This is a genomic window from Luteimonas sp. Soil_C_16 (genome assembly GCF_057657295.1).
The window spans coordinates 373,033-387,751 of sequence record NZ_JBDGIS010000003.1; the positions used below are offsets into that span (position 1 = coordinate 373,033).

Annotated in this window: 16 protein-coding genes; 12 read left to right on the forward strand and 4 right to left on the reverse strand. The window is 67.1% G+C overall.

Annotation, left to right across the window (positions count from 1 at the left end):
- Positions 1-8 precede the first annotated feature (8 nt).
- From AC3A5T_RS08180 to alr, 6 genes are all read left to right on the forward strand, one after another.
- The gene (locus AC3A5T_RS08180) at positions 9-1,328 is read left to right on the forward strand and encodes an MFS transporter (RefSeq protein ID WP_332076986.1); all 1,320 of its coding nucleotides are present in this window, start codon (positions 9-11) and stop codon (positions 1,326-1,328) included.
- A gap of 407 nt (positions 1,329-1,735) precedes the next feature.
- The gene (gene rpsF / locus AC3A5T_RS08185) at positions 1,736-2,173 is read left to right on the forward strand and encodes a 30S ribosomal protein S6 (protein ID WP_232135821.1); all 438 of its coding nucleotides are present in this window, start codon (positions 1,736-1,738) and stop codon (positions 2,171-2,173) included.
- 11 nt (positions 2,174-2,184) lie between these two features.
- Entirely contained in the window at positions 2,185-2,415 is a 231-nt protein-coding gene (gene rpsR / locus AC3A5T_RS08190; protein WP_096208774.1) for a 30S ribosomal protein S18, read from the forward strand.
- 86 nt (positions 2,416-2,501) lie between these two features.
- Positions 2,502-2,954 carry a 50S ribosomal protein L9 gene (gene rplI / locus AC3A5T_RS08195; protein WP_159679047.1) on the forward strand — a complete coding sequence of 151 codons (453 nt, stop codon included), beginning with the start codon at positions 2,502-2,504 and terminating at the stop codon, positions 2,952-2,954.
- Positions 2,955-3,353: 399 nt separating this feature from the next.
- Positions 3,354-4,763 carry a replicative DNA helicase gene (locus AC3A5T_RS08200; protein WP_487628132.1) on the forward strand — a complete coding sequence of 470 codons (1,410 nt, stop codon included), beginning with the start codon at positions 3,354-3,356 and terminating at the stop codon, positions 4,761-4,763.
- 79 nt (positions 4,764-4,842) lie between these two features.
- Positions 4,843-5,931, forward strand: a complete 1,089-nt coding sequence (gene alr / locus AC3A5T_RS08205) for an alanine racemase (protein WP_487628133.1) — start codon at positions 4,843-4,845, stop codon at positions 5,929-5,931.
- Between the two features lie 9 nt (positions 5,932-5,940).
- Here alr and AC3A5T_RS08210 read toward each other — a convergent pair whose 3' ends face one another.
- From AC3A5T_RS08210 to AC3A5T_RS08220, 3 genes are all read right to left on the reverse strand, one after another.
- Complete coding sequence (locus AC3A5T_RS08210) at positions 5,941-6,297, reverse strand: YbaY family lipoprotein (protein ID WP_487628134.1); 357 nt, start codon at positions 6,295-6,297, stop codon at positions 5,941-5,943.
- Positions 6,298-6,464: 167 nt separating this feature from the next.
- Positions 6,465-7,286 carry an endonuclease/exonuclease/phosphatase family protein gene (locus tag AC3A5T_RS08215; RefSeq protein WP_487628135.1) on the reverse strand — a complete coding sequence of 274 codons (822 nt, stop codon included), beginning with the start codon at positions 7,284-7,286 and terminating at the stop codon, positions 6,465-6,467.
- Complete coding sequence (locus tag AC3A5T_RS08220; protein WP_487628136.1) at positions 7,283-9,073, reverse strand: M14 family metallopeptidase; 1,791 nt, start codon at positions 9,071-9,073, stop codon at positions 7,283-7,285. The genes AC3A5T_RS08215 and AC3A5T_RS08220 overlap by 4 nt, the downstream gene beginning before the upstream one ends.
- 168 nt (positions 9,074-9,241) lie before the next feature.
- On the opposite strand from AC3A5T_RS08220, the gene AC3A5T_RS08225 reads away from it, so the two are divergent.
- The 3 genes from AC3A5T_RS08225 to AC3A5T_RS08235 all read left to right on the forward strand — a co-directional run bounded on the left by AC3A5T_RS08225 (position 9,242) and on the right by AC3A5T_RS08235 (position 12,559).
- Positions 9,242-10,861: a POT-type proton-dependent oligopeptide transporter gene (locus AC3A5T_RS08225; protein WP_487628137.1), complete on the forward strand. Its 1,620-nt coding sequence runs from the start codon at positions 9,242-9,244 to the stop codon at positions 10,859-10,861.
- Between the two features lie 15 nt (positions 10,862-10,876).
- On the forward strand, positions 10,877-11,491 hold the full coding sequence (locus AC3A5T_RS08230; RefSeq protein WP_487628138.1) for a rhomboid family intramembrane serine protease: 615 nt from the start codon (positions 10,877-10,879) through the stop codon (positions 11,489-11,491).
- An 87-nt stretch (positions 11,492-11,578) separates the two neighbouring features.
- A complete protein-coding gene (locus AC3A5T_RS08235; protein WP_487628139.1) occupies positions 11,579-12,559 on the forward strand; it encodes a hypothetical protein in 981 nt (326 codons plus the stop codon).
- 51 nt (positions 12,560-12,610) lie between these two features.
- Here AC3A5T_RS08235 and AC3A5T_RS08240 read toward each other — a convergent pair whose 3' ends face one another.
- Positions 12,611-12,781, reverse strand: coding sequence for a hypothetical protein (locus AC3A5T_RS08240; RefSeq protein ID WP_332076995.1), 171 nt, complete (start codon positions 12,779-12,781; stop codon positions 12,611-12,613).
- Positions 12,782-13,006: 225 nt separating this feature from the next.
- Here AC3A5T_RS08240 and AC3A5T_RS08245 point away from each other — a divergent pair, with 225 nt between their 5' ends.
- From AC3A5T_RS08245 to AC3A5T_RS08255, 3 genes are all read left to right on the forward strand, one after another.
- Entirely contained in the window at positions 13,007-13,294 is a 288-nt protein-coding gene (locus AC3A5T_RS08245; protein ID WP_332076996.1) for a GNAT family N-acetyltransferase, read from the forward strand.
- Between the two features lie 239 nt (positions 13,295-13,533).
- Positions 13,534-13,743 carry a cold-shock protein gene (locus tag AC3A5T_RS08250; RefSeq protein WP_096006981.1) on the forward strand — a complete coding sequence of 70 codons (210 nt, stop codon included), beginning with the start codon at positions 13,534-13,536 and terminating at the stop codon, positions 13,741-13,743.
- 142 nt (positions 13,744-13,885) lie between these two features.
- Positions 13,886-14,719, forward strand: a complete 834-nt coding sequence (locus AC3A5T_RS08255; RefSeq protein WP_487628140.1) for an RsiV family protein — start codon at positions 13,886-13,888, stop codon at positions 14,717-14,719.

Sequence of the window (14,719 nt, forward strand, 5' to 3'; positions counted from 1 at the left end):
GCGCGCAGATGAGCGAACACGCACAGCAAGCCACCACCGGCCTCGACGACGCACCGGAATCCGACGACCTGGACATCTCGCCAGGCAAGATCGCGTTTCCCGTCGTCATGGGGCGGACGTCGGAGTTCTTCGACTTCTTCGTCTACGGCATCGCCGCGGTGCTGGTGTTTCCGTACCTGTTCTTTCCCGACAGTGATCCGGTGCAGGCGACGCTCAAATCGTTCGCGGTGTTCTCGCTGGCCTTCATCGCGCGCCCAATCGGCTCGATCATCTTCATGGCGATCGACCGCAACTTCAGTCGCGCGGCCAAGCTGATCGGCGCGCTGTTCCTGTTGTGCGGTTCCACGATGGCGATCGCGTTCCTGCCCAGCTACGCGCAGGCCGGCATGCTCGCGCCGGTGCTGCTGGCGGTGTTCCGCTTCGGCCAGGGCCTGGGCTGGGGCGGCGCCTGGGACGGCCTGCCGTCGCTGCTGTCGCTGAGCGCGCCGGCCAACCGCCGCGGTTGGTACGCGATGGTGCCGCAGCTCGGCGCCGCGCTCGGTTTCATGCTCGCCTGCGGCATGTTCTATGTGTTCACGCGCGTGCTGAGCCAGGAAGACTTCATGTCCTGGGGCTGGCGCTTCCCGTTCTTCGTCGCGCTGGCGCTCAACGTGGTCGCACTGTTCGCGCGTCTGCGTCTGGTGGTCACGCCGGAGTTCAAGCGTCTGTTCGACGAGAAGGAACTGCAGCCGCGGCGCGTGATCGAGACCATCCGCACGCATCCCCGCCAGGTGTTCGTCGGCGCGCTGATTCCGCTGGCCACCTACGCGATGTTCCACCTGGTGACGATCTTCCCGCTGAGCTGGACCACGCTCTACACCGATCACAACGCGGCCGATTTCCTCGGCAGCCTGTTCATGGGGTCGGTGGTCGGCGGGCTGGGCATCATGCTGTCGGGCATCCTCGCCGACCGCGTGGGCCGTCGTGGCCAGCTGGCGATCGCCGCCGTGCTGATCGCGATCTTCAGTTTCTTCGCCGCGCCGCTGCTGGGCAGCGACACCACCGGTGGCCGTACCACCTACGTGATCGTCGGCTTCGCGCTGCTGGGCCTGTCGCTGGGTCAGGCGAGCAACGCCATCGCCTCGCGCTTCGAGAGCATCTACCGCTACACCGGCGCTGCGGTGACGTCCGACATCGCCTGGCTGGTCGGCGCCGGCTTCGCGCCCTTGGTGGCCCTGGGCCTGTGCAGCAAGTTCGGCCTCGAGTACGTGGGTTACTACCTGCTGTCGGGCGCGGTGGTGACGCTGGCCGCGCTGGCCTTCAGCCGCACGCTCGAAACCGTGCGCTGACCGCCGCCGCTTCGCGCACACGCACGTCGCCCTGCGGGGGGCGTGCGTGATGCGGGGGCGAGGCGCTTGCATGGGGAACGGTCCTCGGCGCCGCATCGGCGGCGCGCGTCTTGATCTAGGTGTGGATCCGGCCGGTTGACGCGATCAAAGGTCTGCGCCCCGGCACGTGCATTTCACCACGTCGCGCAGGTCCGTGAGACTGCGACCGAATGTCGCAGCGCCCGCGCACCCCGTTTTCTGCACTACGAAACGGCCCTGCTTGCCCGGACGGGGCGCTTCTGTGAGAATGCCCGGCTCCCTGCGGCGTCCGTCGCCGGGAGACCCTTGCCCCACCATGCGGCGTCGCCGCGCCGGGGGGCTATCCAGGCCGCTGCGAACGCGCGGTCGATATCCGAAAGGAAACCAACATGCGTCATTATGAAGTCGTGTTCCTGGTCCATCCGGACCAGAGCGAGCAGGTGCCCGCGATGATCGAGCGCTACAAGTCGCTGATCGAAGGTGCCGAAGGCAAGATCCACCGCCTCGAGGATTGGGGCCGCCGCCAGCTGGCCTACCCGATCAACAACCTGGTCAAGGCCCACTACGTGATGTTCAACATCGAAGTCGGCCAGGCCGGTCTCGATGAGCTCGTCGAAGCGTTCCGCTTCAACGACGCCGTGCTGCGTCACCTGGTGGTGCGTCGCGACGAGGCGGACACCGAGCAGTCCCTGATCATGAAGAACAAGGACGAGAAGGGCGACAAGCCCGAGCGTGGCGAGCGTCGTCGCCGTGACGACGACGGCGATTCGGTCGGCGGCAACGATGCCGACGCTGACAAGTCCGACAACTCCGCCGAAGCCGCCTGAGGATCACGCACATGTCCAAGTTCTTCCGCCGCCGCAAGTTCTGCAAGTTCACCGCTGAAGGTGTCAAGGAGATCGATTACAAGGATCTCAACACCCTGCGCCAGAACCTCACCGAGAACGGCAAGATCGTCCCGAGCCGCATCACCGGTACGAAGTCGCGCTACCAGCGCCAGCTGGCTACGGCCGTCAAGCGCGCACGTTTCCTCGCGCTGATCCCCTACACCGACAACCACAACGTCTGATCCCGTCCGGGGTCACGCGTTTTCGTCCGATTCGGACAGCAACCGTTGCGGCGCCCCGGCGCCGCTAACGAATACGGAGCAACACCATGCAACTGATTCTTCTGCAGAAGGTCACCAACCTCGGCAACCTCGGCGACAAGGTCAACGTGAAGCCGGGCTACGGCCGCAACTTCCTGGTGCCGCAGGGCAAGGCCGTGCCGGCCACCACGAAGAGCATCGCCGAGTTCGAAGCGCGTCGCGCCGAGTACGAGGCCAAGGCCCAGTCGCAGCTCGACGAGGCGCAGCAGCGCCTGGCCAAGCTCGAAGGCGCCAGCGTCACGATCTACGCCAACGCGTCGACCGAAGGCAAGCTGTACGGCTCGGTCGGCCCGCGCGAAATCGCCGACGCGCTGACCAAGGCGGTCACGCCGGTCAACAAGTCGGAAGTCGTGCTGGGTGAAGGCGCGTTCCGCAACACCGGCGAGTTCGAGGTCGTGGTGCATCTGCACGCCGACGCCGAGACCACCGTCAAGGTTGTCATCGAAGGTGAGGTCGCCTGATCCATCGGATCGGGTCGACCTGGAACGGGCGCCGTGAGGCGCCCGTTTTCGTTTGGGCTTCCGTGCATCTGCTGACTCCGGATACGCGAGTCGGACAGCAAGCGACTCGCGGACGCTGCTCCGTTGCAGGCGGTACAGGTGGGCATCTCTCCCCGGGAGAGCGCCTGCTCTCCCGGACTTGATCCGGGATCGCACGGCGACGCGCGGCAGGCGAGGGCAGGGTTCTTCTCGCATGTGTACGCGTGTCGGGAACCCGGTTCGCAGCCCGCGAGATCGCGACACGCGAACCTGTCGCGCACGCGCCCAGCAAATCTTATCCACAGGTTGTGGGGGCGCGTATCCACAGGCGCCCGGCCTAACATCCGACAGCAGCATTCCGTTCTTCCGAAACCGACCGCCATGTCCGCACGCAACGACTTCCGCCACACCGACCGCCACGAGCGCAGCGATCCGCGCGTCGAACAGCTGCGCGTGCCGCCGCAGTCGATCGAGGCCGAACAGGCGGTGCTCGGTGGCCTGATGCTGGTGCCCGATGCGTTCGACCGCATCGCCGACCTGCTCGTGCCGGACGATTTCTATCGCCGCGATCACCAGAAGATCTACGCCGCGATCCAGGAGCTGGCGGAGAAGAGCAAGCCATTCGACGCGGTCACGCTCGGCGAATGGTTCGAATCCAACGGTCTGTCCGAACTCGTCGCCGGCGGTGCGTATCTCGGCGAGCTCGCCAGCACCACGCCATCGGCGGCCAACATCCGCGCGTATGCGGAGATCGTTCGCGACAAGGCGATCCTGCGGCAGCTGATCGAAGTGGGCACCGAGATCGTCAACGACGGTTTCCAGCCCGAGGGCCGCGACAGCAGCGAGATCCTCGCCAAGGCCGAGCAGCAGGTGTTCAAGATCGCCGAGGCCGGCGCGCAGGGGCGCACCGACTTCACCGCGATCAACAAGGCGATGGCCGACGCCTTCGACGTGCTGCAGACCCGCTACGCCAACGGCGGCGGCGTCACCGGCCTGCCGACTGGCTACACCGAATTCGACGAGATGACCGCCGGCCTGCAGCCGACCGATCTGATCATCCTCGCGGCGCGTCCGGCGATGGGCAAGACGACGTTCGCGCTGAACATCGCCGAGTACGCCGCGATCAAGACCAAGAAGGCGGTCGGCGTGTTCTCGATGGAAATGTCGGCCAGCCAGCTCGCGCTGCGCCTGATTTCCTCCAACGGACGCATCAACGCCACGCGCCTGCGCACCGGCCAGCTCGAGGACGAGGACTGGAGTCGCGTCAGCAGCGCGATCCGCATGCTCAAGGAAACCAAGATCTTCATCGACGACACGCCGGGCCTCGGCCCCGACGTGTTGCGCGCGAAGTGCCGCCGCCTCAAGCGCGAACACGATCTGGGCCTGATCGTCATCGACTACCTGCAGCTGATGTCGGTGCCGGGCAACAGCGAGAACCGCGCCACCGAGATCTCCGAGATCTCGCGTTCGCTCAAGGGACTGGCCAAGGAACTCAACGTGCCGGTGATGGCGCTGTCGCAGCTCAACCGCTCGCTGGAAACCCGCGCGGACAAGCGTCCGGTGATGGCCGACCTGCGCGAGTCGGGCGCCATCGAGCAGGACGCCGACATCATCATCTTCATCTACCGCGACGACTACTACAACAAGGAAACGTCGCCGGACAAAGGCCTGGCCGAGATCATCATCGGCAAGCAGCGTAGCGGCCCGACCGGCTCGGTGAAGCTCAAGTTCTTCGGCGAATACACGCGTTTCGACAACCTGTCGCACGACTCGATCGGCAGCTTCGAGTAGGTCCGCGGTTCACCTGCGCGTCCAGCGGACGCGTCGCGGCGAAGGCACAATAGACGGCCCCACACCCGCTGCGCTTCGCATGGCCCGCCCGATCACCGCCACCATCCACACCGACGCATTGCGCCACAACCTGGGCGCGATGCGCGCGCGGGCGCCAGGGCGGCGGCTGATGGCGATGGTCAAGGCCGATGGCTACGGACACGGTCTGGAAACCGCGGCGCGCGCGTTGCGCGAGGCGGACGCGTTCGGCGTCGCCGCGATCGAGGACGCCGCGCGCATCCGCGCTGCCGGGCTCGCACAACCGATCCTCGTGCTCTCGGGTTTCGACAATCCCGACGATCTCGACCAGCTGCGCGCCCTCGGCGCCGAGGCGATCGTGCATCACGCGGCGCAGCTCGATCTGCTCGAGCGCACCGACGGCGCGCCGATCCGCGTCTGGCTCAAGGTCGACACCGGCATGCACCGGCTCGGCTTCGCACCCGATCAGGTGCGCGCGGCGCATGCGCGACTGCGCGCGGCGCGCGGCGTCGCCGGCGACATCGTGCTGATGACGCACTTCGCCAGTTCCGACGAATTCGACGCGCATACGCCGAACGGGCTGCAGACGCCGGCGCAGATGCGTGCCTTCGTCGCGGCGACCGAAGGGCTCGACGGCCCGCGCTCGCTGGCCAACTCCGCTGCCGTGCTCGGCTGGCCCGATGCCTATGGCGACTGGATCCGTCCGGGCGGTGCGCTGTACGGCATGTCGGTCGTCGCCGGCCGCAGTGGCGCCTCGTTCGGTCTGCGGCCTGCGATGACGTTCGAGACGCGCCTGCTCGCGGTCAATCGCGTTGCCAAGGGCGAGCGCATCGGCTATTCGGCCACCTGGGAAGCCCCCGAAGACATGCCGGTCGGCGTGGCGGCAGTCGGCTACGGCGACGGCTATCCGCGGCTTGCGCCCGCCGGCACGCCGGTTCTGGTCAATGGCTGCGTGGCAAGCGTGGCGGGCCGCGTGTCGATGGATCTGATGACGATCGATCTGCGCGGCCAGCCCGACGCACGCGCCGGCGATCCGGTCGTGCTGTGGGGCGATGCCTTGCCGGTCGAGACCGTAGCCGAAGCCGCGGGTACGATTTCCTACGCGCTGACCTGCGGCATCACCCGCCGCGTGCGCTTCGTCAACGACTGACGGCCTGTCTTATGGCTGGACGTGGGTGAGACGGATCCGGCCCACGTGCACGTCCACCGTATCGGCGGCGATGTTCACCGGCACGCGCGTGTCGGTGACGAAACGCAGGCTGCCGTCGGGCATCGACACCGAGGCGTGCAGGCCGTACTGGCCGTTGGCGCGCAACTTCGCACGCGGCACGTCGATCGCGAATTCGTAGGGCCCCGGGCCGACGGTCGTCACCTGTTCGGCAAGCACCGCCTGCTGCGTGTCGGCGAGCTGGTTGTCGAGCACCTGCACGCGCAGTTGCGCACCTTCCGGCAGCAGGATCTTCTCGAAGTACATCGCCTCGCCCTGGATGCGCACGCGCTCGGTGGATTCGGTCATCGGTGCGGGTCCGGAAGCGGTCGGGGGCGGCGCGGTCTGACAGGCGGCGAGCAATGCGGAAGCGCACAGCGGCAGCGCAGCAAGGCGGAGCAGGGCACGGGACATGGTCTGGCTTCCTGGAGATGGGCGTCGCGGCCGAGCATGCGCCGGCGCAGTGGAACGGCGGGTCAACGCCCGGTCGGGCGCAGCACGACGAAGGTGCCGAAGTGATCCGACGGCCAGGTGCCGTCCGCGCCGGGCGTGTCGAGCACGACACGCGCTTCGCGGACATCGAAGCGATCGGCTTCCGCGAACACCAGATCGATCCGCGCACGGTAGTCGAAGAAATGCGGATTGAGCGTGGTCGTGCCCGCGGCATCGGCGCCAGGATGCAGCGCGCCGTAGGTGTCGACGAAGCCGTCGAGCACCGCCAGTTCCGGCGCGGTCGCCGGTGCATTGAAATCGCCGAGGACCAGCGACGGCACTGCGTCATCGCGCCGGTCGATGAAGCGGCGCGCATCCTCGAGCTGCTCGCGGCGGATCGCGCCGCCGTCGAGCGTCCAGTGCAGATGGGTGAAATAGACATCGAGCGGCTTGCCGTCGAAGCGCAGGCGCGCATGGCCGAGGCTGCGCGAATCGTCGAGCGGCTGCAGCCGCGTCCAGCCCTGTTCGATCACCGGCAGACGGGTCAGCAGCGCATTGCCGTAGCGATGCGGCTGGCCCTCGGGATCGGTCGAGACGAACTGCACCGAATAGCCGAGCGCGTCGCCCAGCGTCTGCGCCTGGTTCGGCAGGTCCGCGGTCTGCAGCACTTCCTGCAGCGCGATGACGTCGGCATCGAGCGCACGCAGTTGTTCGACGATCAGCGGCAGCCGCTTCGGCCATTCGGCCTTGTCGTGATAGATGTTGAGCGTGGCGACACGCAGCTCGGGCGCTGTGGTAGCGCGCGGCGACGTGGACGTGCAGGCAGCGAGCGAGAGGGCAAGCAGGGCGGCGAGCAGATGCGTCATGGCGTGGCGTCTCCGATGGCGGGCACGGTGTCGATGCGCAGTACGGGATAGAGGTTGTAGCGATCATCCCAGGCGCTGTGGCGGCGATAGAAGAAATCGAGGCGTGCCTCGGGGCTGGCCGCGAACGCGGCATCGTCACGGAGCTTCGCCTCGAACTCGGCGCGCAACGCCGGATCGCGCGCCAGCATCTCGCGCGCGACCTGTTCGGCCACGTAATCCTCCATGTATTCCTTGCGCTCGAAGTGCGTATTGAACCGGCCCCAGGCCACGAGCGAATCGGGCGCCTGCGGCTCCAGCAGTGCGGCCACGAGGCGGGCTTTCGGCTGCGCGATCGGCACGAACAGTGCGCCGGCGCCGATGCCGTGCTGCTCGACCGACCAGGTGCCCTGCAGATCGAGGCGCTGGTGGCCTTCGACCGACGCGGCCGCGGGCGATGCGGTCGTCGCGCGGAACACCTCGACCGCGCCTGCGGGCTGCGCTGCCGCGAGCGTGTGGAAGACGATGCCGTGCTGGCGCAGTTTCTCGCCCACCCACGCCGCATGCGCGGCCGGTACCAGATAGCCGCCGCGCGGCAGCGCGACCTCGACCGACGGCAGCAGGGTGTCGCGCATCGGCACCCGCCACAGTTGCGGCGTGGTTTCGTCGTAGCGGGTCATCAGCGCGCCCGAGACTTCGGACGGCGTGCGCGTGTACGCGTAACCCCGGAAATCGACGGTGTGGCTGGCGTCGGTCGCCTTCCATGCCAGCGGCGCAAGCGTGCCGCCGAGCGTTGCGGCGCGGGCATCGGCTTCGCGCGCGGTGCGCATCCAGCCGCGACCGTGGCGCGCGATCTGCTCGACCACAGACACGACGGTGTTGCGGGTGATGCGCACGCGCACCGGGTATGCCTTCCACGAGTGCGTTTCGACCAGCATGCCGATCCGGTTGCGCAGCAGGAAGTAGCCGGTCGAGAACCGCGGCGGCGACACGCCGTCCTCGAAACCGGATGCCGGATTGTCGTGCTCGACGAACGAGGGGTAGTAGGGCAGCGGCAGCGAGCCTTGTTCGGCGAGATCGGCCATCACCGCGTCGCGGAACGTGCGGCCGACCTCGCGCAGCGCGGCATCGCCCGCATGCACCGGCTCGACCTGGATCGAGATGTCGTGCTCGAACTGCGCACCGTTGGTGGCGTGCAGATCGACGTAGGCGATCGGATCCCAGGCCTCGACCAGCGCCAGCATCGCCTGCATCTCCGGCGCGTCGGCCTTGGCGTAGTCGCGATTGAGGTTGAGGTTCTGCGCGGTGGTGCGCCAGCCCATTTCGCGCGGGCCGCGCTGGTTGGGCCGGTTCCACGCGCCGAAGCGCTCGTGGCCGTCGACGCTGAACACCGGCACGAACACCAGCACCGCATCGTCGAGCGCGCCGGGTGCGGCGCTGCCGTCGAGCAGCTCGCGCAGCGCGAGAAAGCCCGCGTCCTTGCCGTCGATCTCACCGGCATGGATGCCGCCCTGCACCAGCACAACCGGAACGCCGGCCGCGTGTGCAGCTTCGGGATCCAGCGCGCCGCTGCGGCTCGCGACCAGCGCCTGCATCGGACGGCCTTCGGGCGAGGTGCCGAAGCGGATGCAGCGCACCGCGTCGGGATGCAGCCGCGCGAAGGTCTCGCACAGCGCGATCACCTCGTCGTAGCGGCCGGTCTCGACGAAGCCGCTGCGCTCGGCGACGGTGATGCGCGGGTCGTCCGCCGCGGCGGCGGGCAGGGCGGACAGCAGCAGGGCGAGGGCGAGCGGCAGGCGGGGCGACGGCATGGCGGAGTCCGGTCAGGCGATCCGCCATGATGCCGCCCGGCGCGCGCAGGCCCAAGTGCGTGGAGCGCGCACGCCCGGCACTTGCCGGTTCGGGACGCGCGTGCAAGCGGCTGGCGGCGGGCCGCGATCGGGTAGTCTGTGCGGCTTCCAGACAGCCGCGACGCGCCGATGACGACACCGCAGACCACCAGTGGACCGATGCCCCGCCAGATCGGTTACATCATCGGCAATGAAGCCTGCGAGCGCTTCAGCTTCTACGGCATGCGCAACATCCTGGTGCCGTTCCTGATCAGCTCGGTGCTGCTGGGCTACCTGCCGCAGGGTGCGGACCGGGATGCGGCGGCGAAGGACATCTTCCATACCTTCGTGATCGGCGTGTACTTCTTCCCGCTGCTCGGCGGCTGGCTGGCGGACCGCTTCTTCGGCAAATACCACACCATCCTGTGGTTCTCGCTGATCTACTGCGCCGGCCACGCGTGCCTGGCCGCCTTCGAGAACAACGCGACCGGGTTCTACACCGGTCTGTTCCTGATCGCGCTCGGCTCGGGCGGCATCAAGCCGCTGGTGGTCTCGTTCTGCGGCGACCAGTTCGACCAGACCAACAAGAGCAAGGCGAAGGTGGTCTTCGATGCCTTCTACTGGATCATCAACTTCGGCTCGTTCTTCGCATCGCTGCTGGCGCCGCTGTTCCTGCGCCATTACGGGCCCGCCGTCGCGTTCGGCATCCCGGGCATCCTGATGTTCATCGCGACCTTCGTGTTCTGGCTGGGCCGCAAGGACTACGTCAACGTGCCGCCGGCGCGCCGCGATCCGCACGCCTTCTTCGAAGTGGTCAAGACCGCGCTGCGCGCGCGCCACGCGGGCGAAGGCCGGCCGGGTCTGGCGGTGGCGATGGTCGGCGTGGTGTCGGCCGTGGTGATGCTGGCGCTGTGGCTGCTGTCGGCGACGGTGTCGCTGTCGTGGTGGCCGACCGACTTCGGTTTCGTCATCACGGCGTGTCTGGCGCTGGGCGTGATCATCGCGCTGGGCGGCTGGGGCGCTTCGCTGCAGCTCGAGCGTGCGCGCGGCCTGCACCCCGATGCGGCCGTCGACGGCGTGCGCGCGGTGCTGCGCATCCTGATCGTGTTCGCGCTGGTCACGCCGTTCTGGTCGCTGTTCGACCAGAAGGCCTCGACCTGGATCATCCAGGGCCGCGAGATGGTGATTCCGCACGCGTCGGCGTGGTGGCCGAGCTGGTTGATCCAGGACGCCGCGCAGATGCAGGCGCTCAACCCGCTGCTGGTGATGCTGCTGATCCCGTTCAACAACCTCGTGCTGTATCCCGCGCTGCGCAAGCTCGGGTTCGAGCCGACCGCGCTGCGGCGCATGGGCTGGGGCATCGCGATCTCCGGCATTTCGTGGATCGTCGCCGGCGGCCTGCAGCTGTGGCTCGACGGGGGCCAGGAAGTGTCGCTCGCCTGGCAGTCGCTGCCGTATCTGCTGCTGACCTTCGGTGAAGTGCTGGTGTCGGCAACTGCGCTGGAGTTCGCCTACAGCCAGGCGCCGCAGGCGATGAAGGGCGTGATCATGGCGCTGTGGTATCTCACCAGCACCTTCGGCAGCCTGTGGGTGCTGCTGACCAACGCGGGCGTACGCAACGACGCGGTGACGGCGTACATCGCGTCGACCGGCATGAGCGAGAACGCCTTTCTGATGTTCTTCTTCGCGGCCTTCGCATTCGTCGCGGCATTGGCGTTCGGACTCTACGCGCGCCGCTATCCCATGCAGGACAACTACCGCGTCGCCTGACGCGGAGGATCTTCGATGAACTTCGGACCCGTCACACTCGTCCTGATCGCCGTGACCGTGCTGGTCTCGTGGCAGGCCTTCGAGAAACCGCAGCTGCTCGGACGCCTGATCCTGTGGCCGCCGGCGATCGATCGGCACAAGCAGTACGACCGGCTGATCACGCATGGCTTCGTCCACGCCGACTGGCAACACCTGATCTTCAACATGATCACGCTGTTCTTCTTCGGCGCGGGCATCGAACGCGCGTTCGCGCCGTACATCGGGCCGGTCGGATTCCTGCTGTTCTACGTGTCGGCGATTCTGGTCGCGATCCTGCCGACGTACCTGCGTCACCGGCACGATCCGAACTACCGCAGCCTCGGCGCGTCGGGCGCGGTGTCGGCGGTGCTGTTCGCGTCGATCCTGATCAATCCCTGGCAGCTGTTGCTGGTGCTTTTCATTCCGATGCCGGCGATCATTTTCGGCATTTGCTACATCGGCTACAGCATCTGGATGGACAAGCGCGGCGGCGACAACATCAACCACAGTGCGCATCTGTGGGGCGCGGGCTACGGCATGCTGTTCACCGTGATCATGGAGCCGCGGATCATCGGCGTGTTCCTCGATCGGCTGATGTCGCCGTCGTTCTGAGTACGTGTTTCCCGGTGACCGCTCTCACCGCATCTGCATGTAACGCATGATAATTCTGGCTGCACGTCCAACCACGGAGTGCGCCTTATGGCAGTTACGCGAGCGAAAGCCACCGCCCTGCTCAACAAGACGGAAATGGGCCTCTACGACGACAGTCGTGCGAACGCCCTGCGCGATCACAGCGACGCTCGTCTGACGCAGCTGGTCTCACGTGCACGCACGGCGCGCGATCGCGCGCGTGATCTGGAAAAGCGTCAGCGCCTGGCGTCCCGCAAGACCAGCGGCAGCAAATCGGGCCGTACCGGACTGGCCAATGCACGTACGGGTGAGAAGGCCGAGTTGCTGGCCGACATCCTGTCGCGTCTCGAAACCCGTCAGCGCGACGCCGCCAAGGCCGCGAAGACCGCCGCGAAGTCCAAGCCGGCGAAGACGGCCGCGCCGAAACGCGCACCAAAGGCCGCGAAGGCCGCCGGCAAGACCACGAAGCAGGCCACGAAGTCGGTGGGCACGAAGCCTTCGAAGCCCGCGAAGAAGACGACGACTGCGAAGAAGGCGGCAACGCCTGCGTCCGCGGCGAAGGCCACGAAGAAGGCCGCCACGAAGACAGCCAGAAAGGTCTCGAGCAAGACCGCGGCAGCAGCGCCGCCGAAGGCTGCCAAGACGCCGGCTGCGAAGAAGGCCGCTGGCAAAGCGTCCGCGTCTGCGAAACCGGCGGCAGCGGCCAGGCCCGCGGATCGCACTGCGACGAAGACAGCGAAGGTCGAAGCGCCTGCAGGCAAGACCGGAAAGTCCGGCGGTCGTGGCAAGCGCGGCATCACGCCGGAACAGGCGCTCGAGAACACCCGCAAGCTGCTCGAGCAGCACGAAGCCGAGGCCAAGGCCGGCAAGCACTGGGAAACGATCGGCAACGAAGGCGCCCCGGTCGACGCGCCCGGTTACCAGTCACCGCAGGCGCGTTCGAAGGCGCTGGCGCTGCACGAGGCCGAGACCCGTCAGGCGTCGATCAACGGCAGCATCAGCACGCGCGACCGCCGCAACCAGGGCAAGCGCGACCACCGCAACGACTGATCAGTCAGGGCGCGCGTGCCTGCTCGGGCGCGCGCCCGCTGCATCTCCGGCTCAGGCCACGACGCGCAACGCGACGTCGGGGACTTCGGCGTAGGTATCCAGCAGGCGCTGCTGGATGAAATGGTCCAGCTGCTCGAATTCGCTGGACCCGGTCTGGTCGAGGCGAGTCAGTTCGTACAGCCGCTCGATGGCTTCCCGCAAATCGGTGCGTCGTGTGTCCATGTCTGCCCGTTCCCCTGTATCCCCGGGACTCAGCACGTCCCGTGCCAACCTCCCCTCGACCCCGCATGCCCGGGCATGACCGCCGACGTCACTCCGAGTGACGTCTTCGGCGCAGAACCGTGACGCGCCGCGTCATGACCGCGCGGCGTCGCCGCGGGCATCCGCGGCACACGACGTGTCAGCATGGGGTCGGAAATTTCCGAATCTGAAGTAGGACGATCATCCATGTCGAACCCACCGATCCGTCTGGATGCGGCCCGGCACCTGTTCGAGATCAGCGTCGACGGCCAGGTCGCGCATCTCGAATTCCGCGAAAAACAAGGCGTTCTGACCATCCTGCACACCATCGTGCCCGGTGCGCTCGGCGGCCGTGGATACGGGGCGGCCCTGGTCGATGCAGCGGTCGCGCATGCCGGAAGCAGAGGGCTCCAGGTAGCCTCCGAATGCTGGTATGCGACCCGTCATCTGGCCGCCGAAAAGGACCCCGGAACAGGCGGAAAAGGGGGCCACTAAGGGCCATTCCCGCATTCACCTTTTCTTTTTCAATTGCGGTATCGTGCGCGAACTGTTCAAGGCGGGATCACGGTACATCGTGACTCCGATGCGGTAGATCCAAGTTGAACGCCCGGTTCGCCGGTCGGGACGATCCGCTCCATCGCTTCGCGTTACCCCTTGCTCGACAGTCGCGGCATCCGGACCACAGCGTCGGCGGGTGCCGTGTTCCCATTAAAACTGATTCAAGGAGTAACACCATGAGCGATCGTCAGAGCGGCACCGTCAAGTGGTTCAACGATGCCAAGGGCTTCGGCTTCATCACCCCGGAAAGCGGCCAGGACCTGTTCGTCCACTTCCGTTCGATCCAGGGCACCGGCTTCAAGTCGCTGCAGGAAGGCCAGAAGGTGACCTTCAAGGTCGTCCAGGGCCAGAAGGGCCTGCAGGCCGACGAAGTGCAGGCCGTCTAAGACGCCCCGCCTTCCGCGAGACCCGGCCCCGGACGGAAACGTCCGGGGCTTTTCGTATGTGCGATGCGCAGGCGTATGCCGTCACGATAATCGCACGGCACGCCCATTAGTTTTTCGTTTCGCCACGTCATTTGGAGCGACGATGTCCGCACCGATCCGGTCCCTATATTGCCTGCCACTGCTGGCCCTGGCGCTGTCCGCGTGCCAACGCGACGTGCCGGCACCTGCGCAGTCCGCGGCTGGGGACACGCCGCCACCCGCTGAGACCGTGCAGCCGCTGGAAGAGACGACGCCCGAGTTGAAGGACGTCGTCGAGATGGACCCGAAGTTCATCGTCGGCATCAGCTATTCGCCCGAGGCCAACAAGTACCCCGGGCTCGCCGCGGAACTGCACCGCTACGCACAGGCCGCGCGCGACGAATTGATGGAAGCGGTCGGCGGCGCCGAGCTGCAGCCGGGGACGATGTACGACCTGTCGCTCAACTTCAGCACCCTGGTCGACTCGCCGGACATGTTGGCGATCGCAGCCGACGGGAGCAGCTACACCGGCGGCGCGCACGACAATCCGCTGATCGAGCGCTTCGTCTGGCTGGTGCGCGAGCAGAAGCTGCTGACCGCCGAGGTGCTGTTGTCCGGCGAAGGCGACTGGAAGGCGATCTCCGGTTATGTGCGCGAGCAGTTGCACGCAGCGTTGTCGCAACGCATCGACGCTGACGAGCTCGAACCCGAGGAGCGCAGCCGCCAGATGCGTTCGGCCGGCAAGATGATCGACGAGGGCTCAGGCCCGGACGTCGCCAACTATCAGCAGTTCGAGCCGATTCCCGGCCCCGGCGGCAAGCTGTCGGGCCTGCGGTTCGTGTTTCCGCCCTATCAGGTGGGGCCGTACTCGGACGGCGTGCAGACGGTCGATGTGCCGGCCGCGGTGCTGCTGCCGCATGTGGCGCCGGCCTACCGCGACCTGTTCGTCCAGGCCTGA

What these genes read in the sequence shown, in the direction of transcription:
- AC3A5T_RS08180 (WP_332076986.1), top strand. Translation starts at nt 9, where the DNA reads ATGAGCGAACACGCACAGCAAGCCACCACCGGCCTCGACGACGCACCG.
- rpsF (WP_232135821.1), top strand. Translation starts at nt 1,736, where the DNA reads ATGCGTCATTATGAAGTCGTGTTCCTGGTCCATCCGGACCAGAGCGAG.
- rpsR (WP_096208774.1), top strand. Translation starts at nt 2,185, where the DNA reads ATGTCCAAGTTCTTCCGCCGCCGCAAGTTCTGCAAGTTCACCGCTGAA.
- rplI (WP_159679047.1), top strand. Translation starts at nt 2,502, where the DNA reads ATGCAACTGATTCTTCTGCAGAAGGTCACCAACCTCGGCAACCTCGGC.
- AC3A5T_RS08200 (WP_487628132.1), top strand. Translation starts at nt 3,354, where the DNA reads ATGTCCGCACGCAACGACTTCCGCCACACCGACCGCCACGAGCGCAGC.
- alr (WP_487628133.1), top strand. Translation starts at nt 4,843, where the DNA reads ATGGCCCGCCCGATCACCGCCACCATCCACACCGACGCATTGCGCCAC.
- AC3A5T_RS08210 (WP_487628134.1), bottom strand. Translation starts at nt 6,297, where the DNA reads ATGACCGAATCCACCGAGCGCGTGCGCATCCAGGGCGAGGCGATGTAC.
- AC3A5T_RS08215 (WP_487628135.1), bottom strand. Translation starts at nt 7,286, where the DNA reads ATGACGCATCTGCTCGCCGCCCTGCTTGCCCTCTCGCTCGCTGCCTGC.
- AC3A5T_RS08220 (WP_487628136.1), bottom strand. Translation starts at nt 9,073, where the DNA reads ATGCCGTCGCCCCGCCTGCCGCTCGCCCTCGCCCTGCTGCTGTCCGCC.
- AC3A5T_RS08225 (WP_487628137.1), top strand. Translation starts at nt 9,242, where the DNA reads ATGACGACACCGCAGACCACCAGTGGACCGATGCCCCGCCAGATCGGT.
- AC3A5T_RS08230 (WP_487628138.1), top strand. Translation starts at nt 10,877, where the DNA reads ATGAACTTCGGACCCGTCACACTCGTCCTGATCGCCGTGACCGTGCTG.
- AC3A5T_RS08235 (WP_487628139.1), top strand. Translation starts at nt 11,579, where the DNA reads ATGGCAGTTACGCGAGCGAAAGCCACCGCCCTGCTCAACAAGACGGAA.
- AC3A5T_RS08240 (WP_332076995.1), bottom strand. Translation starts at nt 12,781, where the DNA reads ATGGACACACGACGCACCGATTTGCGGGAAGCCATCGAGCGGCTGTAC.
- AC3A5T_RS08245 (WP_332076996.1), top strand. Translation starts at nt 13,007, where the DNA reads ATGTCGAACCCACCGATCCGTCTGGATGCGGCCCGGCACCTGTTCGAG.
- AC3A5T_RS08250 (WP_096006981.1), top strand. Translation starts at nt 13,534, where the DNA reads ATGAGCGATCGTCAGAGCGGCACCGTCAAGTGGTTCAACGATGCCAAG.
- AC3A5T_RS08255 (WP_487628140.1), top strand. Translation starts at nt 13,886, where the DNA reads ATGTCCGCACCGATCCGGTCCCTATATTGCCTGCCACTGCTGGCCCTG.